Origin of the sequence: Burkholderia mycopellens, from assembly GCF_964265025.1 — a bacterium.
GTDB lineage: Bacteria > Pseudomonadota > Gammaproteobacteria > Burkholderiales > Burkholderiaceae > Burkholderia.
This window is the reverse complement of the sequence record NZ_OZ183803.1, coordinates 554096-580467: the sequence shown is the minus strand read 5'-3', so window position 1 is coordinate 580467 and position 26372 is coordinate 554096. Positions and strand designations below refer to the sequence as shown.

Genomic DNA, 26372 nt, shown 5'->3' with positions numbered 1-26372 from the left:
GCGAGGATCGATGAACCTGGCACGCGCCTTCTGGCTGCTTCTGCTGGTTGCCATTTCAAGCCCTGCCCTCGCATTCCATGCGCGAGTCGTCGCGATTCCCAGCGCCGCGATGAACGAGACGCTCAAGGCCACCGTCGTGCTGCCCGACGCTTATGCGCGCGGCGCCCGCGACGGCGACCGCTATCCGGTCGTCTATCTGCTGCACGGCTCGGGCGGCGACCACACCGACTGGACGTCGAACACGCGCATCGCCGCGCTGGCCGACCGCTATCACGTGATCCTCGTGATGCCCGACGGCGGGCACGAGAGCTGGTACATCGACAGCCCGTTCGATTCGGGCAGCCGCTACGAAACCTTCATCGGCGACGAAGTCGTGTCCTACGTCGATTCGCACTTCCGCACGATCGCGACGCAACGCGCCCGCGCGATCACCGGGCTCAGCATGGGCGGCTTCGGCGCGCTGCGCATTGCGCTCGACCGGCCCGACACGTTCGGCGCGGTCGGCAGCATCAGCGGCGCGGTCGATCCGCGCTGCTGCGAGGACGAGCCGGGCATCGACCATGTATTCGGCGACCCCGGCCGCCATCCGTCGTTCTGGAACCGCAACGTGATCGCCGCCAACGCCGGCGCGTTCGTGCGCGCGCATCTCGACCTGACGATCGATTGCGGCCGCGACGACACGTTCGTCGGCTCGAACCGCACGCTGCACGAACGGCTCGTCGCGCTCGGCGTGCCGCACGACTATGCGGAGCGGCCTGGCGGCCACACGTGGGATTACTGGGGGAATGCGATCCGCTACCAGATGCGGTTCTTCGCGACGTCGTTCCAGCACGGCGGCTATGCATACCATCCCGCGCCCCGTGCGCCGGGCATGACGCGCGCGGGCTGACGCGCGCTGTATCGCCGCGCCGCAAGTCGCCGCCGGCCGACTCGACAGCGTGCTTGAAGACGAGTGCCCGACTTTTCCGGCCATCACTTGTCGTACGCGAGCCGGCGGCAGTCGTCACGCGCGCGCGCGGTGATCGTCGATGCGCTGCGCTATCGCACATGAGTCGACGACGCGCCGCCGCTGCGCCGCGATTCATGAACCGGATCGATAAGTGCATGCGGATTGCCGGGGATTATCGATAGGCGCATCGGTGGCTACCATCGTCGGTGTTCCCCACGTTCCCCGGAGCCCTCGATGTCCGAACCGACTTCCGCCGCGCGCAAAGCGTTCGGCGCCATCGCCCCCGCCCTCGCCGACTACACCGACAACGTGCTGTTCGGCGATGTCTGGCAGCGCCCCGGCCTGTCGCCGCGCGATCGCAGCCTCGTCACGGTCGCAAGCCTCGTGTCGCTGTATCGCGTCAACGAACTGCCGTTCCATCTGAAGAAGGCGCTCGACAACGGCCTCACGCGCGACGAGCTGGTCGAAACGATCACGCACCTCGCGTTCTACTCGGGCTGGCCGACCGCAAGCTCGGCGCTGACGATCGCGCAGCGCGTGTTCGACGAAGCCGGCGCGTAAGCTCGGCCGCCCCTCATTCAACCGGCGGGCATGCGCCCGCATGGAGCCTGCATGGATTACCGCTATCTCGGGCGCAGCGCGCTCAAGGTGTCGCCGCTATGTCTCGGCGCAATGATGTTCGGCGGCGAGACCGACGAAGCGACGTCGTCACGGATCATCGACAAGGCGTTCGACCAGGGCGTCAATTTCATCGACACGGCCGACGTCTATCACGCCGGCCGCTCGGAAGAAGTCGTCGGCCGCGCGATTGCGCCGCGTCGCGACAGCTGGGTCGTCGCGACGAAGTTCGGCTATCCGGCCGGGCCGGACGCCGGGCCGAACCGGCAGGGCCAGTCGCGCAAATGGATCGTCGAATCGGTCGATGCGAGCCTGAAGCGGCTCGGCACCGACTACATCGACATCCTCTATTTCCATCGCGCGCTGACCGATGCGCCGCTCGATGAAGGCATGCGCGCGATCGCCGACCTGATCCGGCAAGGCAAGGTGCGCTACTTCGGGTTGTCGAACTTCAAGGGCTGGCGCATCGCCGAGGTCGTGCGGCTCGCCGACCAGCTCGGCATCGATCGCCCGGTCGCAAGCGAACCGCTGTACAACCTCGTCGATCGCACGGCCGAGGTCGAACAGCTTCCGGCCGCCGCGCACTACGGGATCGGCGTCGTGCCGTACAGCCCGCTCGCGCGCGGCGTGCTGACCGGCAAATATGCGGTGAATGCGCAGCCGCCCGCCGATTCGCGCGCCGGCCGCGGCGACCGGCGTATCCAGCAAACGGAATGGCGGCCCGAATCGTTGCACATCGCACAGCAGGTGGCCGCGCATGCGGCCGCGCGCGGCACGACGTCGGTTGCGTTCGCACTCGCGTGGGTCATGAAGAACCGCATCGTCAGTTCGACGATCGCGGGGCCGCGCACGGAAGCGCACTGGGACAGCTACATCGATGCGCTCACACTCGAACTCGGCCCGGACGACGAACGGTTCGTCGATTCGCTCGTGCCGCCCGGGCATGCATCGACGCACGGCTATACCGATCCCGGCTACCCGGTCGAAGGCCGCAAGGTCTGAAGTCGGAACGGGATGATTGAATGACATGCCGGGCGCGATGCCCGGCATGAAGATGAACGCGCGTCGCCCGACGCGCATTCACGTTGATGCTGCTCGATCAGTTGTCGTGCGTCGTGTCGGCGCTGACGATGCGATCGAAGCACTCCTGTGCACGCGCCAACTCGTCGAGTGCGCGATCGAGGCGCGACATCGCGCGTGCATATTCGGCCGACGAAACGTCGTCGTCGCTTTCGCCGCGCACGGCGCGAAAGGCCTGATCGACGTTGCGCGTGGCTTCGACGAAGCGTTGCGCGGCCCGGGCTTCCCGCGAACAGATGTGGGTCGACATCGACACTTCTCCCTCAGGATTGCAGTGTGAAGCACGCCGACGCTCAGTGTGCGTGGTGCGCATGTCGGCGGCGTGAACCACGACCCATCGATTGTCGACGCATCGGCCGCCGCGCAGCGCGCTTCGTGCCGATTGTCTCTCTGCGCTCGCCGCTCCGCTATGGCGAGATTGCAACACATTCTTGCGCGACCTGCTGCACGCGTTTCGTCACGCGCGCCCGATGCGCGGATGCGCGAGGCCCGCGAACGCGGCCGCCTCACCCGGCGACAGGTCGAACAGGTCGCCGGTGAGATCGCGCGGATGCTCGGCCGCCGGCCGATTGCGCAAGCGCGCCGCGTGCGTGGGCGCAACATACGCGGCCGCCGTTTCGATCGGCGGCACATCGAACAGATCGCGCGTGACGCCGCGCACGGCGTCGGTCGGCGAACGGCCGCGCAAGCGCGCGACGAGTTCGACGAAGCGATCGAAATCGCCCGCGCGCGTGGCCTTGTTCACCTCCGCGAGATCGCGCGCCTTCAACACGCACGGCTGCGCGAGCCGCACGAAATACGGTGCTTCGAGCTCGACCGACAGCGCGAGCGGATAGCTCTTGCCCGTCTGCTCCTTCGCGCGCCCGACGCAATCGACCACGGCCGCCCCCTGTGCGGCGCCGAGCGACTTGCCGGTGCTCACGCTGCGCAGGTGATCGGGAAACACGCGCAATTGCGTGCCGACCGTCAGCGCGGTGGATGACGCGCACACGAGCGCGTAGTGCTGTTCGCGGCGCCGGCCCGACGGCAACGTCGAGCGACTGGCGATGAACGTGTGTGGCGGCAACGGCCGCACCTGCCCGCTCGCGTCGACCCATGCATTCCACAGCAGCATGTCTTTCCGCTCGCCTGCGCGCGGGCGCGATGCGACCGGCGAAAACAGCGCGAGCAGCGAGCCGGTGCGATGCGCGGCGACTTGCGCGCTGCTGCCGAGCGGCTGGTTGATGCCCCACAGAAATCGCCCGCCCCCGAGCCGGCGCTCCCATTCCTTGCGGAGCACGACGGTCGGCAGTTCCTCGCCGGACTCGGCACCGATCTTGGTCCAGCAGAACGTGGGGGGGAGGTGTTTCAGTGTCATCAACTTTCTCGGGATACAGCCTCGCTGGTGACAGCAAGCCCATTCAACAGCCGTAACTGTATAGGTATAATGCATCACATGGAAGCCCCGGACCAAGATTTTCCCGTTCAAGACCTGTTGCGCCGCCTGATGGCAGATACACGCTCGTCCAGCGAAATAGCGCGACTCTCCGGGGTCAGCCAGCCGACCGTATCGCGCCTGAGGTTGTCGAACGGGCACCGGCTGCGCCGCAGCGCGCCATTCAATAAGCTATGCAGTTTCTACGGAGTCGATACCGGGCCGTCGCGCCGACAGTACAACGACCTGCTGCGCGACGCGATCGTCGACGCATGGGATGGGTCGGACGAGCATGGGCGCGCGCTGCTGGTCGTGATTCAGGGGTTGAAGGGGCTACAGGCGAAGGCGGATGATGGGTGATGGGGGTGTGCGGGACGCTGGGTGTCCGCCGCTGCGATTGCGATCGGCAGCGGCTATCTGCTAGTCGCTGATCCCGAAGTGCAAAAGCCAGCGCCCGTGCGCGGATGACAACGCAACATCCTGCCACGTGCACGCATGCCAGAACGGTCGTGGTGACCATTTCCCACGCCCGACTCAACCGCGCACCGTCTCCATCAACCACTCACGCGCAATCGCCGTACATAGCGACGCCCGCTCCAGAGTCGGGAAATGACCACATCCGTCAATCGCTTCGAATCGGGCGTGCGGCATCAAGCCGGCTATTCGACGGCCGACGTCGACGGGTACGAAACGGTCAGCGGCACCCCAGATGAGCAACGTTGGAACCCGGCTCGACGCAAGCGTCGACCAATGATCCGAGCGTGTCACCGTGGCATCGCACTGTCGGGCAAACAAATCCGCCCCGGCATCGCGGGCCATCTGCACGAACGCGGCACGCGACGTGCTGTCGTGTACCGGAATCGCCTGCTCGGCGAACGCTGCAATGACCCGCTCGCACTCTCCAGCGCGTATTCGCCGGCTGGTGGCGCGAGCGGCGTCCGGATCCGGATGAACGCTCGGCTGACAGTTCATCAGCCAAAGCCCCCGAACGCGGTCCGGCGCTCTCGCGAGCACCTCCATCGCGAGACATCCACCGTATGCCGTACCGGCAAGAATGAACGTACCGCTGGTCGATGCCAGGAGCTGCTCGGCACTCTCGGCGAATGTTGCATGCGCGAATATCTTCACGGTCGATGAAGCAAGATCCTTCAGCGCTTCGATCTGATCGGCATACATGCGGCCGTCGCACGGCATTGCTGGTAGAAAAATGAGGGGTGGCAACATCGGAATGATTCAGGCTGGCAGTTGATCGTGTTTCGAAACCATCCAACGTCATCTTGGCCGGCTTCAAGTTTCCGGGCCTAAGCGCATCGGCAACGACATGTACTGTGCAGAAGAATCCACGTTGAACGGCATGGCAGTCAATCTGGCCAGCGAAAAGGGATTGTCCGCTTCGGCGAGCTCTCAGGTCTTCATGATTGCCTACTTCACGGGGCTGTTCGGATTTCCGTACGCAGCCGGCGTAGTGGTGACCCACGCCGGCGTGAACTGGATGATCGCCGTCATCGTCGTCAACTTGCTGACGCTCACCCACACGAGTCTTCGCTGCGAAAACGCGCAGATCGCGGCACGCTGACCGCGAACGCGCGATACGGGTACAGATAAAGCACCTACTGCTCCAGCCCCACCACCAGCGGCCGCTGATCGCTACGCCCGTGATCGTCGACCACCCGCACCGTATAACTACCGGCCGTACCCGGCTGCCAGAACAGCGCATCGCCCGGCGCACTGCGCCCGACAAACGCGTCGTTGACGAACCAGTACAGCGCATGCGCGCTCGCATCGGCCGTCGCGTTGAATGCGATGCGCGTCTCCTCGGTGCGCTTCACGCGCATCGCATACGTACTGCCGCGCAGCGGCGACGTGATGCGCGGCGGGTCGCCCTCCACCTGCCCCGCGTCGCGGCAGTCCGCGTTCTGCGGCGGCCGCCGGCGCGGAATGCCGGCCTGCGTGAACACCTGCTGCAGATCCGACGGCCAGAACTCGAAGATCTCCGTATGCGTGCGCTTGCCGTCGTACGGCGGGCACGCGGCCTTCCCTGTCGCGTCGTCGATCACGACCGGCCGGTGCACGGTACTCACGCGAATCGGCGACGTGCCCGGAATGAACCACGTCCAGCCCTGCTGCGGGCACCACTCGTTCGGCAAATCGCCGCTCGCCAGGCAGATCCGCACGCGCTTCAGCTTCGGCGGCACCGCGCGCGGCGGCTCGACGAGCGTGCGCTCGGCATTCAGCGCATCGACGACCTGGAAGAACAGCGGTGCCGCCGCATCGACGCCGACGAACGCCGTATTGGTCGAGTTGTCGAAGTTGCCGACCCACACGACCAGCACGTACGGGCCGAACACGCCGGCCGTCCACGCATCGCGGAACGACCATGACGTGCCGGTCTTCCAGTAAACCGGCACGCTCGATGGCTGCGCGCCGCTGGTCTCGTCGGGGCGCAGATGCTGGCGCAGCATATCCATCGTCATGTAGCTCGCCTCGGCGCTGAGCAGGCGTCGGCCGGGCAACGCCGGTTGGTCCGCGCGCAGCCGCAGCGGCCGGAACTCGCCGCGATTCGCGAGCATCGCGTAGAGCGCCGCGAGATCCTGCATCGTCACTTCGCCGCCGCCCAGGACGAGCGCGAGCCCGTAGTGCTGCGCGCTCGCGAGCCGGCGCACGCCGGCTTCCTGCAGGAACCGGTACAAATCAGGCGACTTGAGCTGCGATGCGACCCACACGGCCGGCACGTTGCGGCTGCGGTTCAGCGCATCGGTCGCGGTGATCGGCCCGAGAAAATGGCCGTCGAAATTCTCCGGCGCATACGGGCCGAACGCGGTCGGCACGTCGCGCAGCACGGTCTGCGGGTGCAGCACGCCCTGGTCGAAGCCGAGCGCGTAGATGAACGGCTTGAGCGTCGAGCCCGGTGAACGCCGCGCGAGCGTGCCGTTCACCTGCCCGTCGATCGTGCGGTCGAAGAAGTTCGCGGAGCCGACGAGTGCCTTCACGCCCATGTCGCGCGTATCGACGAGAATCGCCGCCGCGTTGCGCACGCCGCGCGTGTCGTTGCGCGCGACATAGCGTGCGATCTGCCGTTCGAGCGTGTGCTGCAGGTCGAGATCGAGTGTCGTCACGAGCCGCGCGTCGGCATCGCTGTCGTGCGCCGCCGCGCTCGCGGCCGTGCGCCACGCGCTGCGTGCGGCGAGCGCCTGGTCGACCGCATGCGGCGCATCGAACGGCAGCGCGGACAGCGGCCGCATTGCCAGCGGCAACGCGAACAGCGGCTTGAACGATGCATCGCCCGGATGCTTCGTCAGCCAGCGCGCATACAGCCGGTTGCGCGATGCGGCCAGCGCGCGGTTGATTGCATCCTGCCCGCCGCGCACCCGCCGCGCCGGGTCCTGCGGAATCACCGCGAGCGCGAGCGCCTCGGGCAGCGTCAGCGCGTCGGGCATCCGGTCGAAATAGACGACGCTCGCGGTGCCCGCGCCTTCGACGTTGCGGCCGTACGGCGCATCGTTCAGATACGCTTCGAGGATCTGCCGTTTCGAATAGAAAAGCTCGAGCTGCACCGCGCGCGCAACCTGCTCGAGCTTGCCGGCCGGCGTGCGCGTATTCAGCCGCCACAGCGAGCGCGCGAGCTGCATCGTCAGCGTCGAGCCGCCCTGCGGATTGCCGCCGCGCACGTAGGTGATCCACGCGCCGCGCGCGAGCCCGTACGGATTGAAACCGGGATGCCACCAGAACCAGCGGTCCTCGTGCAGCATCACGGCTTCGACGAGTTGCGGCGACATCCGCTCGAGCGGCACCCACAGCCGGTAGCGGTCGTCCTTCGCGAGCGTGAGCCGCAGCAAGCGGCCCTGTGCGTCGACCACCGCGACCGACGACGGTTTCCAGTCCCGCAGCGGCGGATGCGGCCACAGCCGGCACGCGGCCAGCACGACGACCACGAGCAGCGCGCCGGCGATCCAGTTCTGCCAGCGATGCAACCAGCGGCCGGCGCCGTGCAGCACGCGCCGGAGCACCGAAACGTCGTCAGCCACGCGCGGGCGCTCCTCGCACCCGGCGCGGCCGGTAACGCCATTGCAACCTCATCGTCATCGCACGCGCTCCACCGTCAGCGTCGTACCGCCGGGCGCCTGTGCCTGCAAGCGGCGGTCGTACATCGACTCGCCGTATGCTGGCGGCGCGATGAAGCGGCCCGCGTTGCTCGCCTTGATCCGGTAGACGAACTCGCGCACGTCGGTCGTCGCAGTGCCGTAGATCACCACGCGATCCTCGCGCACGTCCGCGAACTGCGGCTGCCACGTGGAACCCTTCACGCCGATCGGCGAACGCCACGGTGCGTCGGCCACCGGCGCCGACGCGCCACCATCGCCACTGCTGTCGCCATCCGGTGTGTCGGTGACGGGCGGCGGTGCGATCACCGGATCGAAGCCGCCCGGCAACAGGTCGACGATCGCGACGTTGCCGACGCTCGCGTTGCCCGTCGCGCGGATCTTCAGGTGCACGTCGATCTCCTGGCCGACCGTGATCTTGTCGAGCGGCTTGCCGTCCGTGCCGGTGTAGTCGCGCACGATCTCCAGCCCGTTCTTGATCGCCTTCGTCGACGTGCCGCGGTCGTAGCCCGACTGGCTCGTGATCCACCACGCGGGCAGCGAGCTGCCGTTCACGAAATCGACGCGCGACGCACCGGCCGACCATGTGCCCGAGCGCACGAGGTTCGCCTGGATCGACGACACGTCCTTCGGCGCGGCGCCCGCGCGGACCTCGTCGATCGAGAGCTGGTCGAGCTGGCCCGCGCTCGATGCCGCGTACGCATCGAGCGCGAGGATCGTCATCGCCGACGACAGCGTGTTGTAGCGGTTGTCGACGAGCGGCGCGGCGAGGTTGTCCATCGCGCGCGGCGACAGCTTGCGCACGCGGTCGGGGAAGTGCTTCGCGATCAGGTACAGCACGCTCGCGTCGCGCGTCAGCGGATCGAGGTAGTAGCCGGTCACGTAGCCGCCGTCGGAGGCGCGCTTGCGCTCGAGCAGCGCCTGCGGGCCCGCGATCAGCGCCGCGGCCTCCTTGTCCTGCTTCAGCAGCTGGTACGACGCGGCGAGCCAAGCAGCCGCGAGATCGTTCTTCCAGTCGTTCGGATACGCATCCTGCAGCCGCTTCTGCACGGCCGCGAGACTGTTGGTCGTCACGTTGCCCTGGCGCGTCAGCAGATACACCGCGTACGCGCGCTGCCGCAGCAGGTCGAGCGAACCGAGCGAATCGTTCGCTGCAAGCTTCTGCAGATACGCGTTCCCCGCGTCGAGCATGTCCTTCGGCACCGCGATGCCGCGCTCGCGCGCGTCGAGCAGCACGTGCATCGCGTATGCGGACACGAACGGATCGGCGTCGGGCGTCGCGCTCCACAGGCCGAACCCGCCCTGCGCGTTCTGTCGGCTGCGCAGCACGCCGAGAAACTGCGCGATCGCCGCCGCGTTCGTCGCGTCGGCGCTGGCGTCGGTCGCATGCATCGCGCTCGTCAGCGCGCGCACCGACAGCCACTTCGCTGCGAACACGCGCGGCACGGCCGCGCTCACCAATTGCTCGCTGCAGTAGTGCTCGAAGTTGACGAGATACGACGACAACCCTTCGGAAAGCACGAGCGGCGCGGTCGAGATGCTCGCGTCGCGCGATGCATACGCGTCGTACATCGACCGCAGGTTCGGCACGCTTGCCTTCTTGCCTGGATCGAGGCGCGCGATGTCGAGCTGCGTGCGGAACGCGGCGGCCGGCCGCACCGATACGTCGACACGCTGCTGCGCGCCCTTCGCGCCATAGCGCGCGCCGAACGACAGCGAACCCGAGCCGAGCGTATCGGTCGCCTTCACGCGGAACATTGCGACACCCTCGTGCTGCGGCGCGAGCGCGACGTTCTGCGTGACCGGCCCGATCACCTGCAACTGCGGGCCTGTCTTCAGCGTGACCGCGACCGGCACCGGCTGGTTGCCGGCGCCCGTCAGGTTGTTCGCGACGCCGACACTGACGTCGGCCTCGTCGCCCGGCGCGAGCGTCGTCGGCACGTTCGGCGACAGCACGAAATCGCCGCGCACCGTCGTCGCGCCTTCGAACGTGCCGACCAGGTCCGGCGACACCGATACCGCCATCACGCGCAGCTTGCCGTTGAAATAGTCGGGCACGGTGTAGCTCAGGCGCGTGTCGCCGTTCACGTCGACGATCCCCGACCAGTAGACGACCGGTTTGTCGCGCTTGCGCTTGAACGGGTTCAGCTGGCGGCCGATCGCATCGTCGGCGTCGCCGCCGGGCGCGGCCATCGCCATCAGCTTCTCGAAGTCCGGCAGGATCAGGTCGAGGATCTGCGACGTGCCGACTTCGAGCATCCGCTTGCGGAAGAAGAACTTCAGCGGATCGCCGAGCTTGTAGCGCGCGACCTGCAGGATGCCCTCGTCGACCGCGAACACGACGACCTTCGCGGGCTTCGCCGAATGCACGGTGAAATTCACCGTGTCGCCGGGCTTCACGAGCGCGGGCGCATCGACCGACACCGCGTTGCGGCGCGCATCGAGGTTCACGGAGAACGGCACGACGCCGTAGCTCAGCGGGCTCATGAAGATTTCATCGGACGACGGATCGCGGATGTATTGCACGTTGATGTAGCCGTTGCCCTCGAAGCCGGCCGGCACCGTGATGTGCTGGATCGAGCTCGTCGTGTCCGCATGGAACCACGCGTGCGCATATACCTTGTCGCGCTCGATCGTGATCAGGCCGCTGCCCGCGTAAGGCGCGCGGATCGCGATCTCGACCTGCTCGCCCGGCTTGTAGTCGTGCTTCGCGAGGGTCACCTGCAGCTCCGCGTTGCGGTCGAGCGAGCGCGTGACGTTCGCATCGCCCGTGACCGAATACTCGATCCGGTTCACCGCCGCGCCGTCCGCGCCGCGGATCACGAGCGCGTAGCTGCCCGGCTTGTCGGTGCGCAGCGTGAAGTCGAGCCCGCCCGCCGGAATCGTCAGCGGCTTCTCGTCGACCGGCACTTCCTTCAGCCGCGAATCGTATTTGTACGCGCCGGAATCCTGCTTGGTCAGCACCGACACGTAGCGCTCCTCGACGAGCTGTGCGCGCAGGTCCTTCACGTCGATCGCCTTCGCGTTCGGATCGATCGCGACGAGCCGCACCGTGCGCGGGCTGCCACGCTTCACGTAGCCGAGATCGTCGACCGACTTGTAGCCGACGAGCCAGTCGTTGTTCGACACGAGCGTCTGCGCGTTCGCGGCGACGCTGCGGCCGCCTTCCGCTTCATAGGCCTTCGCCTGGAAGTAGAGCTGGTAGGTCGCGTCCGCGTACTTGTCGAGATCGAGATCGAACTCGGCATGGCCCTTGTCGTCGGTCGCGCCGTCCTGCAGCGTGGTCGTATAGCCCTCCTTCGCGCGGCGGGCATCGAAGAAGCGGTAGCCCTGCCAGCTGCGGAACGACGGCCACACCGGGCGCAGCGTCAGCGTCGCCGCGACGCGGCGCTTCTCGGCCGGCGTGCCGAACAGGTTCTGCGCATCGACGATCCCCTTCAGCCCCTTCGGCTTCACCCATCCTTCGACGACCTGCTGCGACAGCTTCGCGTCGACCTTCATCCGGTCGGGCAGGAACTCCTTCACCCGCACCGTCGTGCTACCGATCGGCTCGGCACCCGGCTGGCCGTCCTTGACGATGTAGAGGTTGACCGTCCACGTGCCGGTCGGCGCCGTTTCGGCCGTCGTATAGCCGAGCTCGGTGAAACCCGTCGCATCGACCGTCACCGGCTTGCGCTCGACGGTGATCCCGCGCGGATCGACGATCTCCGCCTGCAGCGGCACGCCGGCCGGGCTGCGCGCCCAGCTCGCCGCGCGCACGATCAGGCCGATATGGAACGGGTCGCCGGGCCGATACAGGCCGCGATCCGAGAACAGGTACGCGGACAGTTGCCCCTGGCCCGTCGCATTGCGCTCGCCGTCGACGTCGAAACGCGAGAAGTCGAGCTGGCGATCGCGGCCGGCCACCGGCAGGAACGACAGGTCGGTGTCCTTCTTCACGACATACAGCTGCGGGCGCTTCTCGCGGTCGAGCCCCTTGAACGCGGGGAAATGCACGATGCCGTCGGCGCCGGTCGTCTGCGTGAACAGCGCCTGGCCGTTCACCGCGAGCACCGACACGGTTGCGCCCGCAACCGGGCGGCCGTTGCGGATCGACTGGACGAACACGTCCTGGCTGCCGTCCAGCGCCTTCTTGACCAGCATCCCGAGATCGGTCACGACGATCAGGCGCGTGTCGCCGAGCGCGTTGTCGCTGTCGTCGCCGTTGCCGTTGCTGTCGCCCGAATCGGCGTTGTCCGACTGATCCTGGCTGCCGTCGCCGGACGATGCGTCGCTGTCCTTCGCATCGTCGGCTTTCTTCTTCTCGGCCGCCGGATCGTACTTCGTCAGGTGCAGCAGGAACACGCCGCGCTTGCCGCCCTTCAGGTACTGGCCGAGATCGATGCCTTCGTAATGCGCCTTGCCGGGGTCGCCCGCCGGGAACGCGCGCGTCTGCACGAAGCGCTCGACGATGTGATCCTCACTGAACGAATACGACAGCTCGGGCCGCGCGTACGTGCCGTTGTTGAAGCTCACGAGATGCTGGAGCTGGTCGGGCAGCACGCGGCCGATCTCGACCTTCATCCCCGGCAGGTTGCGCGACACGACCGACAGCCGCTTGCTGCCGCTCATCGACAGCAGCGAACCGTCGGCCATGAAGCGCAGCAGCTTCGGATAGTCGGGCACCGTGAACGCGGTCGTCACCGGCTCGCCGAGCAGGTAGCCGCCCGCCGATTTCAGGTCGCCCGCGAAACGCACGACGACGCGATCGCCCGGCGTCGCGTGATACTTGAAGCTTTGCAGCGTGGCGTAGTCGTTCTCGGTCGGCACGGCGTCGAGCGGCAGCGGCTTCGACTGCTTCAGCACCGCATCGCTGATGTCGGCCACGTTCCATTCGTACGGCGGATCGTCGTCCGACTGATCGACGCCCGGCTTGCGCTTCGGCAGCACCCACGCCTTGGCGCGCGCGGCCAGGTCGGCGCTACGCACGCCGTCGGACGCTTCCGCGACGAGCACCTGCTCGGGTTCGTAGCGCTCGTTGTCGACGAGCGTCGGCGCGATGTTGTCGATGGACAGGCTGTAGAGCCCCGGCACGTCGACCGAAGCATGCAGCACGTCCGGCGTGCCGTTGCCGCCGCGCGAACTCTTCACACCCTTGTCGACGTCGAGCCGCGCCACCAGCGGATCGCGCGGAATCTCGAGCGGCTGCGAGTAGACCCACGCGCTCGTCTTCATCTTGTCGTAGTTGACCGTATAGCGCAGCGGCGTCGAATTCTTGCCGTCGCGGCCGACCAGCACGAGGCCGATGCGCTTCTCGAACTCGGCCGGATCGACCGGGTAGTTGAAGCGCAGCTGCAGCAGCGCCTGCTTCTCCGCCGGATTGTCGGGGTTCTGGTAGAACTCATTGTTGCCGACCGTTGCGGCGAACGCCGGCAGGTCGAATGCGAAACGGTCGTCGTGCATCGTCACCTGCGGCGCGAACACCCGGTGCACCGCGAAACGCACCTCGACGTGCGCGCCGACCGGCCAGTCGGCCGCCGGCGTGAAGCGCAGCGTCTTGTCGTCGACCCACTCCCATGCGCCCTTCAGCGCGGGCGTCATCTCGATGCCGTCGCCGGCCGGCTTGCCGACCCGTTCGATCGGCGCCGCCGATTGCGCGAACACGACTTCGAGCGGATGCACGGTGATCTTCGGCTTGTCGGTGTCGTCCACCTCGTAGGTGGTGATCGCCGGCGCCTTCACGGTGAAGCTGACGGTTTCGGGCTCGGGCGGCTTCGGGCGATGCTTGAGCCAGTACCCGCCGTAGCCGAGCGCGGCCGCGAGCAACACGAGGCCGCCGGCATGCCACGGGCGGCGGCGCACGGCCGCGACGGTGATGCCCATCCACGCGGGCGCCGTCCACGACACGTCGCCGACCAGCGGCCGCAACGCGCAGCCGAGCAGCCACCAGACGAAGCCCGCCACGCGAATCGGCAGGAGCAACAGGAAGCGCAGCAAATCCATTGTTATTTCCTTGTCAAGGACATGCTGCCTGATGCGGCAACCTTCCCCGAGTTGTTATGGGTCTTGTGACGGCGCGGCCCGGTTGCGCCGTAATTGCTTGGTATGTTCGACCGGATGCTGGGCGCCATTATCGATCAGACCCGAAACGATGGAAACATCGCCGTGCCGGCGCGCAACGCGGCCGAATGACCGGCCGGTCGGGCGGATTTCGGCTCGCCGGCCGACCGCTGCGCGCGCTCGCGCCGCGTTCGCTAAAATGCGCGACCCGGCATGATTCGAATCGAAATGAAAGGAAACCGCTTGAAACTCCCGTTCGAATGGCAGATCGGGCTGCGCTATGCGCGCGGCGGCCGGCGCTCGGCCGGCGACGGCTTCGTGTCGTTCATCGCGGGCGCCGCGATGGCCGGCATCGCGCTCGGCGTCGCCGCACTGATCGTCGTCTTGTCGGTAATGAACGGCTTTCGCACCGAAGTGCGCGACCGAATGCTGTCGGTGCTCGCGCATGTTGAAATCTTCTCGCCGACCGGCGCGATGCCCGACTGGCGGCTCACCGCGCACGAATCGCTGCAGAATCCGGCGGTGCGCGCCGTCGCGCCCTATGTCGACGCGCAGGCGCTGCTGACGAACGCGGGCAGCGTGACGGGCGTCGCGCTGCGCGGCATTGATCCGGTGCTGGAGCCACGCGTATCCGAGATCGCGCGCAAGCTGAAGACCGGGCGGCTCGACGCACTCGTGCCGGGCGAGATGGGCATCGTGCTCGGCTCGGCGCTGGCCGACGCGCTGCACGTGAAGATCGGCGACCGCATCACGTTCTTCGCGCCCGGCAACACCGCGCGCATCGACGACGCGCTGCCGCGGTTTCGTCAGTTCAACGTGGTCGGCACGTTCGAGTCGGGCCACTACCAGTACGACAGCGCGCTCGCGTACATCCATCTCCGCGACGCGCAGACGCTGTTCAACGTGCGCGCACCGACCGGCATCCGGCTGCGCCTCGACGATCTGCAGCGCGCGCCGGAGATCGCGCTGGCGCTGTCGCGCACGCTGTCGGGCGACCTCTATATCCGCGACTGGACGCGACAGAACCGCACGTGGTTCGAAGCCGAGCGGCTGCAAAAGCGCATGCTGTCGCTGATCCTGATGCTGATCGTCGCGGTCGCCGCGTTCAACCTCGTGTCGTCGCTCGTGATGACCGTCACGCAGAAGCAGGGCGACATCGCGATCCTGCGCACGCTCGGCGCGCCGCCCGGGTCGATCATGAAGATCTTCGCGATCCAGGGGATGACGATCGGCCTCGCCGGCACGCTCGCGGGTGTCGCGCTAGGCTGCGCGATCGCGGTGAGCATCCCGTGGGTGCTGCCGGCGATCGAGCAGTTGCTCGGCATCCGCTTCCTGACGCCGTCGGTGTACTTCCTCAGTTCGCTGCCGTCGAAGCTCGCGGCGACCGACGTGATCGAGATCGCCGCGGCCGCGTTCCTGATGTCGTGCGTCGCGACGCTCTACCCGAGCTGGCGCGCCGCGCGGGTGCGGCCGGCCGAGGCGTTGCGCGACGAATAGGCGCGCAGCGGCCGGTGCCCGGCGCTGCGGGGCGCGTCGTCATGCGATCTCGTGGAAACCGATGCTGTTGCGGCCGTTCAGGATGTCCTCGAACGCCGCCCCGAAGCCGACGTCGATCAGGCCCGCGCGCCTGCCGTCGGTCTTCTGCCCCGAGTCGTCGACGAAGATCGCCGCGCCCGACGACAACTGACGGTCGGTATCCAGCAGCGCAAGCGTGCCGCGCGCGCTGCCGGCCGACGGGTCGAACTTCAGCGGCGTGCCGTCCTGCGTGGTGAAATGCCCACCGACCTCTTCGATCTTCTGGTTGCGCGCGACGGACGCGTTGATCTCCTTCATGAAGAGGAAGTCCGCGTCGGCGCGCTGGCTGGCCACCTTGCGATCGTCGTCCGTGAACGTCTCGCCCACGGCGGCCGCGCCCTGCCCGGCAAAGTCGACGGCCTGCTGGTGAAACTCGCGCGTCGCGAGCACGAGGCCCGCGTTCGCGTTCAGCGTCGACTCCACCCACGCGCGATCGCTTTCCGTCATCGTCTTCGACACGACCTTGATCCGGCCGTCGTCGGTCTTGAAGTCGAACTGCGCGTCCGCCAGGTCCGGGCGCTTCGCGATGATCTCGTGCATGCTCGTCGCGAGCTGGCTGGTGACGCCGCGCAGCTTCGTCGACAGGTCGCCCAGCATCGACATCTGCTTCATGCGCGCCGCCTGCATCGCTTCCTGGTCCAGCGCCCGGATGGTCATCGGCGTGTCCGGCGGTTTCCCGGTGGTCGCGTCCGTCTGTGGGCGCCCGTCGAGCGCCGCATCCTGCGCCATCTGCACGAGCGAAAGGCCGCTCGCTGCCGTGACTGAAATCGTCATGCCCTCTCTCTCCTTTCAATCTGTTTTTTACCGTTTACGGACAGATTTCCCGGAAATTTAGACCGATCGCATGTCGATCGCCCGGCGCGCCTGGAAACTTTGTTTGACTCAAACTAAAAAAGTTTGACACCGAGATTTCACTGAGATAAGTTTTGCGCAAGCTTCCGGAAAGCATTCCGGTCAGCGTCGCCGACTCGCGTCGCGCTTTCCTGCCGTTGCAGCACCGCCGTTCGCAACATCCCCGCCTCATCGCATCGCGCCGTTCCGTTTCATCTGAAACCTGAAGGAAGATCGGGTATGCCCGCATTTGATTCGCACTCCTGCGTTCATTTCGTACCGCCTGCCTCGCATCGACCGTGCGGCACGAACCAGCCGCCGCGCTGACGCTTTCCGTTCGGGGCGATGCCGTCGCCCCGACACCCGCCGGTTTGTGCGATGCGTGACGCGCGTCGACGCCGGCCGTGACACCCGGGCATCGCGCCCGGCGCTTTCGTAGGTGCCGTTCCGTTTCATCCGATGCAGCACCCGGCCGGGCCGCAGGGGGCATATCGCGGGCCGTCCGGTTCCAGACAATCACAACAAGAGGTCGACAATGGACATTCATCGAACCGGATTGCGTCGCGCGTGGCTTCCCGCGCTCGTTGCAGCCGCGACGCTCGCCGCATGCGGCGGCGACGACGGCGGCAGCGTGGCGGGCGTCTCCGCGCTCGCGCAGGGCCAACAGGAGGGGGCCGCCGCCTCGGCGGCCGACAAGCAATCGCTGGCATCACGCATTTCGCCGTCCGGCGTGCCGTACGCCAATCCGGCCAGCGGCGGCCGCTACCGGCCCGTGATCGCGAACGGCCAGGTGCAGCCGTCGCTGTCGGGCGGCACGATCGAGGAGAACGCGTGGGTCGACACGCCGGTCGATTCCGACGGCGACGGCACGCGCGACCGCATCCACGTGCGCATCGTGCGCCCAAGCGAAACCGCGAACGGCGCGCGCACGCCCGTCATCGTGCTCGCCAGCCCGTACTACGCGGGCCTCGCCGACAGCCCCGACCACAACGTCGACGTCGAACTCGACGGCACGCCGCACCCCGCCGCCAACGCACCGGCCGCCGCGGCCGCATCGACGTCCGCGCGCATCATGGCCGCCGCGCCGCAGGTGCGGCTGCAGCAGCAGGTCGAAGCGGCCGCCGCCGGGCGCTCGTGGATCGAGAGCTACTTCATCCCACGCGGCTTCACGATCGTCTACGCGGATTCGCTCGGCACCGCCGGCTCGGACGGTTGCCCGACGATCCTCACGCGCGACGAATCGGTCGCGATGGCATCGGTGATCCGCTGGCTCGGCCGCGACGCGACCGCGAAGGACGCGAACGGCAAGACGGTCGTCGCGAACTGGTCGACGGGCCACGTCGGCATGTACGGCGTGTCGTACGACGGCACGCTGCCGAAGATGGTCGCGAGCCTGCGCACGCGCGGGCTCGACGCGATCGTGCCGGTCGCCGGGCTGACGAACATGTACGGCTACTACCGCTCGGGCGGGCTCGTGCGTGCGCCGGAAGGCTATCAGGGCGAGGACGTCGACGTGTACATCAAGGCGCTGCTGACGAACGCGCATCCGGAGCGCTGCACGCACCTGATCGACGAAGCATTGCAGCAGGAAGACCGCAAGACCGGCGACTATTCGCCGTTCTGGGCCGCGCGCGACATTCCCACCGCATACGCGGTCGCGCCGGCGCTCGTCGCGCAGGGGCTGACCGACGACAACGTGCGCGTCGATCAGTCGACGTCGTGGCATCTCGCGATGCGACGCCAGGGCGTACCGACGCAGCTGTGGCTGCATCGCCTGAAGCACACCGACCCGACCCGCGTGCCGGCGATGGCCGATGCGTGGACCGCCGAAGTGAACCGCTGGTTTACGCGCTACCTGATCGGTTTCGACAACGGCGTCGAACGCGATCCGCGCGCGGTGATCGAGCAGGCGGACGGCACGCTGCTGAAGGAAGCGGACTGGGCCGCACGCCACGCCACGCCGGTCACGTATTTCGCGGGCGGCGACGGCGCGGGCACGGGCACGCTGCTGCGACTGCCGACCGGTGGCCCGCTCGCCCGTTTCACCGACGATGCACGCATCACCGCGCTCACGCTGGCGAACGCGCCGACGGGCGAGAACCGCAGCCGTTTCGAAACCGCGCCGCTCGCGGCCGCGACACGCCTGTCCGGCGCCGCGACCGCACGCGTGAGGCTGACCTTCACGGCGGTAGCCAACGTGACGGCCCTGCTGGTCGATCGCGCGCCGGACGGCACGGCCACGATCGTCACGCGTGCGTGGACCGACCCGCGCAACCGGTGGTCCGAGTGGCGCTCGGAGCCCGTGCTGCCCGGCATGCCGTACGACCTGAAGCTGACGTTCATGCCGCGTGACTACAAGCTGGAAGCCGGCCACCGGCTGGGGCTCGTCGTCCTGTCCAGCGACAACGAGGCCACGCTGCGGCCGACGCCGGGCACCGGGCTGACGCTTGACCCGGCCGGTACGTCGGTGACGGTGCCGCTGGCTTCGGCTTCGTCCTGATCGGGCGCCAGTGACGCACAGCGGACGGAGGCCGATGTCGTTGCGACGTCGGCCGCCGTCCGCACTGTCTTATATCCGGAAAACCTGACTCAAACGTGACTTAAACCGGCGTCAGCACCGGCTGCCCCGCGAAATGCCGCGCGGCGTTGTCGAGAAACTGCCGCACCGACCGATCGAGCGCCTCGGGCGACCAGCCGCCCATGTGCGGCGTCAGCACGACGCTGTCGAGATCCGTCAGCGCACGCGGCGGCTCGGGTTCGCCTTCGTACACGTCGAGCCCCGCGCCCGCGATGCGCCCTTCGCGCAACGCTTCCGCCAAAGCAGCGGTATCGACAACGCTGCCGCGCGACACGTTGACGACGAACCCGCCCGGGCCGAGCGCATCGAGCACCGCGCGATCGATCAGGTGCCGCGTGCCCGCGCCGCCCGGCGTCGCGACGATCAGGAAATCGGCCCACTGCGCGAGCGCGTCGACGCGGTCGAAATAGCGGTAGGGAACGTTCTTCTCCGACCGGTTGTGATAACCGATCTCGATATCGAAGCCCGCCGCGCGGCGCGCGCACTTCTCGCCGATCTTGCCGAGCCCGACGATGCCGAGCTTCTTGCCCGATACGTTCGGCGGCATCGGCAGCCCTTCGCGCCACACGCCCGCGCGGGTTTTCGCATCGAGCCGCACGACGCCGCGCACCGCCGCGAGCAGCAGCGCGAACGCGTGATCGGCGACGCAATCGTCGTTGGTGCCGGCGCCCGTCACGACCGTGACGCCGCGCGCCTTCGCATGCGCAACGTCGATGTGCTCGTAGCCGGCGCCGAGCGCGCTGACGAACGTGAGTTGCGGAAGACGATCGATCTCGGCGGCGGTGAGCCCCGTGCTGCCGTTGGTCAGCACCGCGCGTATCGTGCCGCCGTATTCGGCGATCGCGCGTTCGCGTTCTTCGGCAGTCGGGGCATAGCGCACGTCGAACGACGCGGCGATCTCGCGATGCGCGTCGCCGCGCAATGCGATGAGGACCAGCAGCTCGGGCTTCATGGCAGGAAGTGTCCGCAGGCGGGAATGGATTTCAGTGTAACAAGCCCGCGTGACGGATGCGGGTTATCCCCACGCGGGCTGTGGGCACGCCGCCGCGCACGGTTTGCCAAAGCCGGCTCAGTCAAGTAACTTTCGGCGTACGCCCCCGTCCTGGAGATTGGCTCATGAAGCTCGCCCTGCCCGCCCGGATCCTGGGCCTCGCATTCGCCGCCGCGCTCGTCGCGCCCGACGCGCACGCCGACACGCCCGTCGTGGTGTCGTCGAAGATCGACACCGAAGGCAACCTGCTCGGCAACCTCATTGCGCAGGTGCTGAAGGCCCACGGCATTCCGGTCACCGAAAAGATCGCGCTCGGCACGACGCCGATCGTGCGCAAGGCGCTCACGAGCGGCGAGATCGACATCTACCCCGAATACACGGGCAACGCCGCGTTCTTCTTCAACAAGGCCGACGATCCCGTGTGGAAGAGCGCAAGCCAGGGCTACGACACCGCGAAGAAGCTCGACTACGCGGCGAACCATCTCGTGTGGCTCGCCCCGGCGCCCGCGAACAACACATGGGGCGTCGCCGTGCTCGCGCCGGTCGCTCAGTCGCAGCATCTGAAGACCTTCTCCGATTTCGGCAAGTGGGTCGCGGGCGGCGGGAAGCTGAAACTCGCCGCGTCGGCCGAATTCGTGAACAGCGCGTCCGCGTTGCCTTCATTCGAGAAGGCGTACGGCTTCAAGCTGAAGCCCGAGCAGCTCGTCGTGCTGTCCGGCGGCGACACGGCCGCGACGATCAAGGCCGCCGCGAACCAGACCGACGGCGTGAACGCCGCGATGGTCTACGGCACCGACGGCGGCATCGCATCAAGCGGCCTCGCGGTGCTCGACGACGACAAGCACGTGCAGCCCGTCTATGCGCCGACGCCCGTGATCCGCGAAGCCGTGCTGAAAGCCCATCCGCAGATCGCCGACTACCTGAAGCCCGTGTTCGCGAGCCTCGACCTGAAGACGCTGCAGTCGCTGAACGCGCGTATCCAGATCAACGGCGAGCCGGCGGCCGGCGTCGCGAAAAGCTATCTGAAATCGAAGGGCTTCGTTAAATGACGGATCGCGCGGCGGCGTCCGCGCGGCGCGTGACACCCGACAAGGTCGGCATCCTGATCGGAATACTGACGATCGTCGCCGTGCTCGGCCTGCCGTTCGCGGTGCTGCGGCCGAACCGGATCGCGGCCGGCGCCGACCTGTCGGTGTTCGCCGCGCTGCCCGCCCTGCAAGGCGCCGTACTCGCCGCACTGTGGATCGCCGGCGCGCTGTGGGCAATGACGGCAAGCCGCCCCGCCTGGCGGCTCGTGGCCGGCTGCGCGTGGCTCGCCACGCTCGCGTACGCGGTCGGCGCGGCCGCGACGCACGTCGTCGCACCTGACGACACGCTCGCCCGCGTGTCGCCCTCCTCCGGCGTCTGGCTGTTGCTGTTCGCGTGGGCGGTGCTCGTCGCCGACGCACTCGCGCGGCTCGCATTCGGCCCGTGGCGGCGTCTCGCCGCGCTCGTCGTCGCGATAGCTGCGATTTCGGTGCCGCTCGCGAGCGGCTGGTGGGACGGCCTCTCGGTGATGCGCGAATACGCGGTGCGCAGCGACGATTTCTGGCGCGAGGCGATCCGGCACGTGTCGCTCGCGGGCGGCTCGGTGGCCGCCGCGCTCATCGCGGGCGTGCCGCTCGGCATCGCCTGCGCGCGCATCGCGGCGGTGCGTACCGTCGCGATGCCCGTGCTCAATGTCGTGCAGACGATCCCCAGCATCGCGATGTACGGGCTGATGATGGCGCCGCTCGGCTTGCTCGCCGCGCACGTGCCGCTCGCGGCCGCGCTGGGCATCCGCGGCATCGGCGTCGCGCCGGCCGTGCTCGCGCTGTTCCTGTATTCGCTGCTGCCGATTGCGTCGAGCGTCGCGGTCGGGCTCGGCCAGGTGCCGCCGCACGTCACGGAAGCGGCGCGCGCGATGGGCATGACGCGCGCGCAGCGGTTGCTGCGCGTCGATCTCGCGCTCGCGCTGCCGGTGATCCTGAGCGGCGTGCGCATCGTGCTCGTGCAGAACATCGGGCTGACCGCGGTCGCCGCGCTGATCGGGGGCGGCGGATTCGGCACCTTCATTTTCCAGGGGATCGGGCAATCGGCCGCCGATCTCGTGCTGCTGGGCGCGATCCCGACGATCGCGCTCGCGCTGGTGGCCGCCGTCATGTTCGAAGCCGCGACCACGCTCGCGAAGGGGCGTGCAGGATGATCGAGATCGAACGCGCGGGCAAACGCTTCGGCGATATCGTCGCCGTCGACGACGTATCGCTGACGATGCAGCGCGGCACCATCACCGCGCTCGTCGGCGCATCGGGCAGCGGCAAGTCGACGCTGCTGCGCATGATCAACCGACTGATCGCGCCCACCAGCGGCACGATCCGCATCGACGGTGTCGATACGGCCACCGTTGCGCCCGAACAGCTTCGCCGCGGCATCGGCTATGCGATCCAGGGGCACGGACTGTTTCCGCACTGGAGCGTCGCGCGCAACATCGCGACCGTGCCGCGCCTGCTCGGCTGGCCGGCCGATCGCATCGATGCGCGCGTGAACGAATTACTGGACCTGTTCCATCTCGCGCCGGCCGAGTTCGCGGACAAGCTGCCGCACGAACTGTCGGGCGGCCAGCAACAACGCGTCGGCGTGGCGCGTGCGCTCGCGGCCGAGCCCGCGATGCTGCTGATGGACGAGCCGTTCGGCGCGCTCGATCCGATCATCCGCAACAAGGCGCAGGACGACCTGTTCGCGCTGCAGCGCCGCCTCGGCATCACGGTCGTGATCGTCACGCACGATATCGAGGAAGCGCTGAAGCTCGGCGACACGATCGCGGTGATGGACGCCGGCCGGCTCTTGCAGGTCGCTTCGCCGGCCGAGATTCTCGGCAAGCCGGCGGCCGGCGTCGTCGAGCAGCTCGTCGCGGGCGTCGACCGGCCGCTGCGCCTGCTCGCGCTGACACCGATCGACGCGGTGGCCGAACCCGGTCATGCCGACGGCGAACCGATCGCCGCGACACGCACGCTGCGCGATGCGGTGTCCGAGCTGCTGTGGCGCGGTGTCGATGTGCTGCCGGTCGGAGATGGCGACGGCCACAACACGCGCCGCATCACGCTCGATGCGATCCGCGCGCACGCGAGGAAGCCCGCATGACGACGCACGGCGTGCGGCCTGCGCGTGCGGCGCTGCCCCGGCGGCTGCCGGCCTATGCGGCCCGCGCGGCCGCGCTCGCACTGCTGCTCGTGCTGCTGTTGCGCCCCGCGTGGCTGCAAGGCTTGTTCGCACCGTTCGCGGACAACGGCGCGCCGGTGATCTACGATCGCGCGAGCCTGCTCGACCTCACGCTCGCGCATCTCGGCACGGTCGCGCTGTCCAGCCTGATCGGCACGATCGTCGCGGTCGCGGCCGGCATCGCGGTCACGCGGCCGTGGGGCGCGGATTTCCTGCCGGTGGCGCGCAGCGTCGTCGATATCGGCCAGACCTTCCCGCCCGTCGCGGTGCTCGCGCTCGCGGTGCCGGCCGTCGGCTTCGGATTGAAACCCGTGCTGATTGCGCTCGTGCTGTATGGCCTCCTGCCCGTGTTCGAAAGCACGATCGCGGGGCTCGAGGACGTGCCGCGCGACGTCGTCGACGCCGCGCGCGGAATGGGGATGAGCGGCTGGCAGCAACTTGTGTCGGTCGAGCTGCCGCTCGCGTTTCCGGTGATCGTCAACGGGGTCCGGCTCGCGGTCGTGATCAATCTCGGCACCGCGACGATCGGCTCGACAGTCGCCGCGCGCGGGCTCGGCGACGTGATCATCGCGGGGTTGCAGACGTCGAATACCGCATTCGTGCTGCAGGGCGGCGTAATCGTCGGGTTGCTCGCGGTGCTCGTCAGCGATGCGATCGGCGCGATTGCACGGGTGGCGGCCGCACGGCGCGCGTAAGGTCTACGGCGCAGCACGCTTTATGCGTGTGTTAAAAAACGTCAGCGCGAGATTGCGCGGCGTTTATCTGGACTACGATGCGTGTCCGCGCAACGATCGCCCTATCGATTCGTTGCGCACCGAAACAAGCCTACATGTCGCTTTCATTCGAGCCGGCGTTCGACAACCCTTGGAGATTGGCCGATATACTATGCGCCTCTCATTTCCCCGCACTTCACCATGCGACGGTTTCTCTCGCTAATCGTGCTTTCGTTCGGCATCGCGCAACAGGCATCGGCGCAGCAAGCGCCCGCGCTGCCCGCGTCCGCGCCCGAAGCGATTGCATCGGCGCTGTCCGTCGCATCCGCGCCGCTCGCCGACGCCAACGATCAGCCGAACGAAGCAAACCGCCGCATCACGTCCTACCTGACGAAGAAGTTCGGCGTCGCCAAGGAACGGGCCGCGAAGCTCGCCGATATCGTGAGCGTGACGGCGACGAAATATTCGCTGCCTCCCGCACTCGTTTACGCCATCATTTCGATCGAATCGCGCTTCCAGGAAAAGGCACGCGGCCAGCATGGCGCGACCGGGCTGATGCAGGTCGTGCCGGCCGCGCACCGCGGCCTGCTGCGCAACGTGAAGGACCTGACCGAGCCGAACGCGAACGTCGAAGCCGGGTCGGCCATCCTGTCGGGCTATGTGAGGGCGGCAGGCGGCAACGTGCAGGCCGGGCTGAAGAGCTACGGCGGGTCGAACGCGTATGCGGCGAAGGTGATGCAGCGGGTCGATTCGTTCCGGTTCGTGCTCGAACCCGACGACGACGCGAAAGCCGCGAATCCCGCGAATGATGCGAAGGGCCGCATGATGCCGGTCAGCGAAAAGTCGAGCCCGACGTCGGTCCGCGGCAACTAGCCCGCTCTACGCCGGATCCGCATGCGCCACGCCACCCGCATCCTTGCCGTCGCCGCGCTGGCGATCGGCCACTCCTCCGCATTCGCCGCCGTCGACTGCGAGAAACACGCGCTGACGATGAACGACGTGCGGACCTGCGTACTCGGCCAGAACGATCAGGCCGTCGAGCGCGCGTACCAGTCGCTCGAGCGCAAGCTCAAGCAGCGCAACCCCGATGCCGCCAGCGCGCTCGCGAAGTCGCAGGCAAGCTGGACCCGCTTCGCCGACGACACTTGCGACTACGTGAAAGCCGCCAATCTGCAGCAAATGCTCCCGGAAGATGCGCGAATGAATTGCTGGATCGATTTCAGCCAGGCACGCGTGCGCATCCTGAAGAAATGGGAAGCGCAGCTGGACGCGCCGCAACCTGCGCAGCAGTGATCGACGGAAGGATGCGCGCGCAACCGCCCGTCACGCCTGCGCGAAACGCTCCCGCAAAAACTCGATGAAATGCTGCGTCTTCGCGGGCAGCAGCCGCGTTTCCGTCATCGCATAGACGGGAATCGGCTCGCCCTCCCATGCGGGCATCACGCGGCGCAACCGGCCGGCGGCCAGATCATCCGCGACGACCTCTTCCGACAGCACGATGATGCCCGCGTCGAGCGCGGCCAGGCGCCGCAGCATGCCGACGCTGTTTACCGCGAAACGGCTGCTCACCGGTACCGCGACGGTGCGCGTGCCGTCATGCAGCGTCCACGTGCCGGCCCTCGCCAGGCCGAGGCACGCGTGCCGCGCCAGGTCGTCCGGCGTGTGCGGCTCGCCCTCGCGCGCGAGATAGCCGGGCGACGCATACAGGTAGTTCCCGAGCGTAGCCAGCCGCCGTGCAATCAGTTGGGAATCGTCGGATTCGCCCATGCGGATCGCCACGTCGAACGGTTCGCTCACCAGATCGACACGCCGCGACGTCAGCTCGAAATCAAACGTCAGCTTCGGGTAGCGATTCGAGAACTCGACGATCAGCGGCGCCAGGTAGGTCACCGCGAAATCGACCGGAAACGATGCGCGCAGCACGCCCGTCGGTTCGGCCAGCAGATCGCCGAGCTGCTCGTGCGCGAGTCGCGCCTCGTCGACGATGCGCTTGCAGCGCTCGAAGTACAGCCGGCCGGCCTCGGTCAGCTCGATCCGGCGCGTCGTGCGATGCAGCAGCCGCAGCCCGATCGCCTTCTCCAGCGCGCCGATACGCCGCGACAGCGTCGAGTTCGGCATCCCCAGCGTCTCGGCCGCGCTGCGAAAGCCCTTCGCCTTCACGACTTCGACGAACAGCGCCATGTCGTTCAGCAGTTCCATGCTCATTGCCCCGCCAATGGATCAATGTTATCCAGATTACCCGGTTTA

The 26372-nt window shown here is 67.7% G+C and carries 21 protein-coding genes and 1 pseudogene; 14 read left to right on the top strand and 8 right to left on the bottom strand.

Annotation, left to right across the window (positions count from 1 at the left end; genetic code table 11):
- Positions 1-10 precede the first annotated feature (10 nt).
- The 4 genes and pseudogenes from ACPTTC_RS20870 to ACPTTC_RS20855 all read left to right on the top strand — a co-directional run bounded on the left by ACPTTC_RS20870 (position 11) and on the right by ACPTTC_RS20855 (position 2569).
- Complete coding sequence (locus tag ACPTTC_RS20870; protein ID WP_423393731.1) at positions 11-889, top strand: alpha/beta hydrolase; 879 nt, start codon at positions 11-13, stop codon at positions 887-889.
- Positions 890-899: 10 nt separating this feature from the next.
- Positions 900-1051, top strand: a pseudogene (locus ACPTTC_RS20865) (LysR family transcriptional regulator); the annotation flags it as partial.
- Between the two features lie 132 nt (positions 1052-1183).
- Entirely contained in the window at positions 1184-1510 is a 327-nt protein-coding gene (locus ACPTTC_RS20860; RefSeq protein ID WP_423393730.1) for a carboxymuconolactone decarboxylase family protein, read from the top strand.
- A 51-nt stretch (positions 1511-1561) separates the two neighbouring features.
- Positions 1562-2569: an aldo/keto reductase gene (locus ACPTTC_RS20855; RefSeq protein WP_423393729.1), complete on the top strand. Its 1008-nt coding sequence runs from the start codon at positions 1562-1564 to the stop codon at positions 2567-2569.
- 97 nt (positions 2570-2666) lie between these two features.
- On the opposite strand, the gene ACPTTC_RS20850 is transcribed toward ACPTTC_RS20855, so the two are convergent.
- Entirely contained in the window at positions 2667-2897 is a 231-nt protein-coding gene (locus ACPTTC_RS20850; RefSeq protein WP_423393728.1) for a hypothetical protein, read from the bottom strand.
- Between the two features lie 207 nt (positions 2898-3104).
- Positions 3105-4004, bottom strand: a complete 900-nt coding sequence (locus ACPTTC_RS20845) for a hypothetical protein (RefSeq protein ID WP_423393727.1) — start codon at positions 4002-4004, stop codon at positions 3105-3107.
- 78 nt (positions 4005-4082) lie between these two features.
- Between ACPTTC_RS20845 and ACPTTC_RS20840 the strand changes: the two genes are divergently transcribed.
- Positions 4083-4421 carry a helix-turn-helix domain-containing protein gene (locus ACPTTC_RS20840; protein WP_011354126.1) on the top strand — a complete coding sequence of 113 codons (339 nt, stop codon included), beginning with the start codon at positions 4083-4085 and terminating at the stop codon, positions 4419-4421.
- 174 nt (positions 4422-4595) lie between these two features.
- Here ACPTTC_RS20840 and ACPTTC_RS20835 read toward each other — a convergent pair whose 3' ends face one another.
- Positions 4596-5285 carry an alpha/beta fold hydrolase gene (locus ACPTTC_RS20835; protein WP_423393726.1) on the bottom strand — a complete coding sequence of 230 codons (690 nt, stop codon included), beginning with the start codon at positions 5283-5285 and terminating at the stop codon, positions 4596-4598.
- Positions 5286-5406: 121 nt separating this feature from the next.
- Between ACPTTC_RS20835 and ACPTTC_RS20830 the strand changes: the two genes are divergently transcribed.
- Positions 5407-5637, top strand: coding sequence for a hypothetical protein (locus tag ACPTTC_RS20830; protein WP_423393725.1), 231 nt, complete (start codon positions 5407-5409; stop codon positions 5635-5637).
- 34 nt (positions 5638-5671) lie between these two features.
- Here the strand turns inward: ACPTTC_RS20830 and pbpC are convergent, their stop codons facing one another.
- Both pbpC and ACPTTC_RS20820 read right to left on the bottom strand, forming a co-directional pair.
- Positions 5672-8086, bottom strand: a complete 2415-nt coding sequence (gene pbpC, locus ACPTTC_RS20825; RefSeq protein ID WP_423393724.1) for a penicillin-binding protein 1C — start codon at positions 8084-8086, stop codon at positions 5672-5674.
- 54 nt (positions 8087-8140) lie between these two features.
- Positions 8141-14143: an MG2 domain-containing protein gene (locus ACPTTC_RS20820; RefSeq protein WP_423393723.1), complete on the bottom strand. Its 6003-nt coding sequence runs from the start codon at positions 14141-14143 to the stop codon at positions 8141-8143.
- Positions 14144-14443: 300 nt separating this feature from the next.
- Here ACPTTC_RS20820 and ACPTTC_RS20815 point away from each other — a divergent pair, with 300 nt between their 5' ends.
- A complete protein-coding gene (locus ACPTTC_RS20815) occupies positions 14444-15697 on the top strand; it encodes a lipoprotein-releasing ABC transporter permease subunit (RefSeq protein WP_423393722.1) in 1254 nt (417 codons plus the stop codon).
- A gap of 39 nt (positions 15698-15736) precedes the next feature.
- On the opposite strand, the gene ACPTTC_RS20810 is transcribed toward ACPTTC_RS20815, so the two are convergent.
- Positions 15737-16549, bottom strand: coding sequence for a hypothetical protein (locus tag ACPTTC_RS20810; protein WP_423393721.1), 813 nt, complete (start codon positions 16547-16549; stop codon positions 15737-15739).
- Between the two features lie 592 nt (positions 16550-17141).
- Between ACPTTC_RS20810 and ACPTTC_RS20805 the strand changes: the two genes are divergently transcribed.
- The gene (locus ACPTTC_RS20805; RefSeq protein WP_423393720.1) at positions 17142-19106 is read left to right on the top strand and encodes a Xaa-Pro dipeptidyl-peptidase; all 1965 of its coding nucleotides are present in this window, start codon (positions 17142-17144) and stop codon (positions 19104-19106) included.
- A 100-nt stretch (positions 19107-19206) separates the two neighbouring features.
- Here ACPTTC_RS20805 and ACPTTC_RS20800 read toward each other — a convergent pair whose 3' ends face one another.
- On the bottom strand, positions 19207-20136 hold the full coding sequence (locus tag ACPTTC_RS20800; protein ID WP_423393719.1) for a 2-hydroxyacid dehydrogenase: 930 nt from the start codon (positions 20134-20136) through the stop codon (positions 19207-19209).
- A 164-nt stretch (positions 20137-20300) separates the two neighbouring features.
- Between ACPTTC_RS20800 and osmF the strand changes: the two genes are divergently transcribed.
- The 6 genes from osmF to ACPTTC_RS20770 all read left to right on the top strand — a co-directional run bounded on the left by osmF (position 20301) and on the right by ACPTTC_RS20770 (position 25418).
- Positions 20301-21224, top strand: coding sequence for a glycine betaine ABC transporter substrate-binding protein OsmF (gene osmF / locus ACPTTC_RS20795; RefSeq protein ID WP_423393718.1), 924 nt, complete (start codon positions 20301-20303; stop codon positions 21222-21224).
- A complete protein-coding gene (locus ACPTTC_RS20790; protein WP_423393717.1) occupies positions 21221-22399 on the top strand; it encodes an ABC transporter permease in 1179 nt (392 codons plus the stop codon). Before osmF ends, ACPTTC_RS20790 begins: the two co-directional genes overlap by 4 nt.
- Positions 22396-23334, top strand: a complete 939-nt coding sequence (locus ACPTTC_RS20785) for an ABC transporter ATP-binding protein (protein WP_175954676.1) — start codon at positions 22396-22398, stop codon at positions 23332-23334. The genes ACPTTC_RS20790 and ACPTTC_RS20785 overlap by 4 nt, the downstream gene beginning before the upstream one ends.
- A complete protein-coding gene (locus tag ACPTTC_RS20780) occupies positions 23331-24107 on the top strand; it encodes an ABC transporter permease (protein WP_423393716.1) in 777 nt (258 codons plus the stop codon). The genes ACPTTC_RS20785 and ACPTTC_RS20780 overlap by 4 nt, the downstream gene beginning before the upstream one ends.
- A 219-nt stretch (positions 24108-24326) precedes the next feature.
- Positions 24327-24998 carry a lytic transglycosylase domain-containing protein gene (locus ACPTTC_RS20775; RefSeq protein WP_423393715.1) on the top strand — a complete coding sequence of 224 codons (672 nt, stop codon included), beginning with the start codon at positions 24327-24329 and terminating at the stop codon, positions 24996-24998.
- Positions 24999-25019: 21 nt separating this feature from the next.
- Entirely contained in the window at positions 25020-25418 is a 399-nt protein-coding gene (locus ACPTTC_RS20770; protein ID WP_423393714.1) for a lysozyme inhibitor LprI family protein, read from the top strand.
- 30 nt (positions 25419-25448) lie between these two features.
- Here the strand turns inward: ACPTTC_RS20770 and ACPTTC_RS20765 are convergent, their stop codons facing one another.
- Complete coding sequence (locus tag ACPTTC_RS20765) at positions 25449-26324, bottom strand: LysR family transcriptional regulator (protein ID WP_423395688.1); 876 nt, start codon at positions 26322-26324, stop codon at positions 25449-25451.
- Between the last annotated feature and the right edge of the window lie 48 nt (positions 26325-26372).

Coding starts and splice junctions, on each gene's coding strand:
- ACPTTC_RS20800 (WP_423393719.1), bottom strand. CDS start 20,136: ATGAAGCCCGAGCTGCTGGTCCTCATCGCATTGCGCGGCGACGCGCAT.
- ACPTTC_RS20860 (WP_423393730.1), top strand. CDS start 1,184: ATGTCCGAACCGACTTCCGCCGCGCGCAAAGCGTTCGGCGCCATCGCC.
- ACPTTC_RS20785 (WP_175954676.1), top strand. CDS start 22,396: ATGATCGAGATCGAACGCGCGGGCAAACGCTTCGGCGATATCGTCGCC.
- ACPTTC_RS20835 (WP_423393726.1), bottom strand. CDS start 5,285: ATGTTGCCACCCCTCATTTTTCTACCAGCAATGCCGTGCGACGGCCGC.
- ACPTTC_RS20780 (WP_423393716.1), top strand. CDS start 23,331: ATGACGACGCACGGCGTGCGGCCTGCGCGTGCGGCGCTGCCCCGGCGG.
- ACPTTC_RS20775 (WP_423393715.1), top strand. CDS start 24,327: ATGCGACGGTTTCTCTCGCTAATCGTGCTTTCGTTCGGCATCGCGCAA.
- ACPTTC_RS20805 (WP_423393720.1), top strand. CDS start 17,142: ATGGACATTCATCGAACCGGATTGCGTCGCGCGTGGCTTCCCGCGCTC.
- ACPTTC_RS20870 (WP_423393731.1), top strand. CDS start 11: ATGAACCTGGCACGCGCCTTCTGGCTGCTTCTGCTGGTTGCCATTTCA.
- ACPTTC_RS20840 (WP_011354126.1), top strand. CDS start 4,083: ATGGAAGCCCCGGACCAAGATTTTCCCGTTCAAGACCTGTTGCGCCGC.
- ACPTTC_RS20770 (WP_423393714.1), top strand. CDS start 25,020: ATGCGCCACGCCACCCGCATCCTTGCCGTCGCCGCGCTGGCGATCGGC.
- ACPTTC_RS20810 (WP_423393721.1), bottom strand. CDS start 16,549: ATGACGATTTCAGTCACGGCAGCGAGCGGCCTTTCGCTCGTGCAGATG.
- osmF (WP_423393718.1), top strand. CDS start 20,301: ATGAAGCTCGCCCTGCCCGCCCGGATCCTGGGCCTCGCATTCGCCGCC.
- ACPTTC_RS20765 (WP_423395688.1), bottom strand. CDS start 26,324: ATGGAACTGCTGAACGACATGGCGCTGTTCGTCGAAGTCGTGAAGGCG.
- ACPTTC_RS20850 (WP_423393728.1), bottom strand. CDS start 2,897: ATGTCGACCCACATCTGTTCGCGGGAAGCCCGGGCCGCGCAACGCTTC.
- ACPTTC_RS20790 (WP_423393717.1), top strand. CDS start 21,221: ATGACGGATCGCGCGGCGGCGTCCGCGCGGCGCGTGACACCCGACAAG.
- ACPTTC_RS20845 (WP_423393727.1), bottom strand. CDS start 4,004: ATGACACTGAAACACCTCCCCCCCACGTTCTGCTGGACCAAGATCGGT.
- ACPTTC_RS20820 (WP_423393723.1), bottom strand. CDS start 14,143: ATGGATTTGCTGCGCTTCCTGTTGCTCCTGCCGATTCGCGTGGCGGGC.
- ACPTTC_RS20855 (WP_423393729.1), top strand. CDS start 1,562: ATGGATTACCGCTATCTCGGGCGCAGCGCGCTCAAGGTGTCGCCGCTA.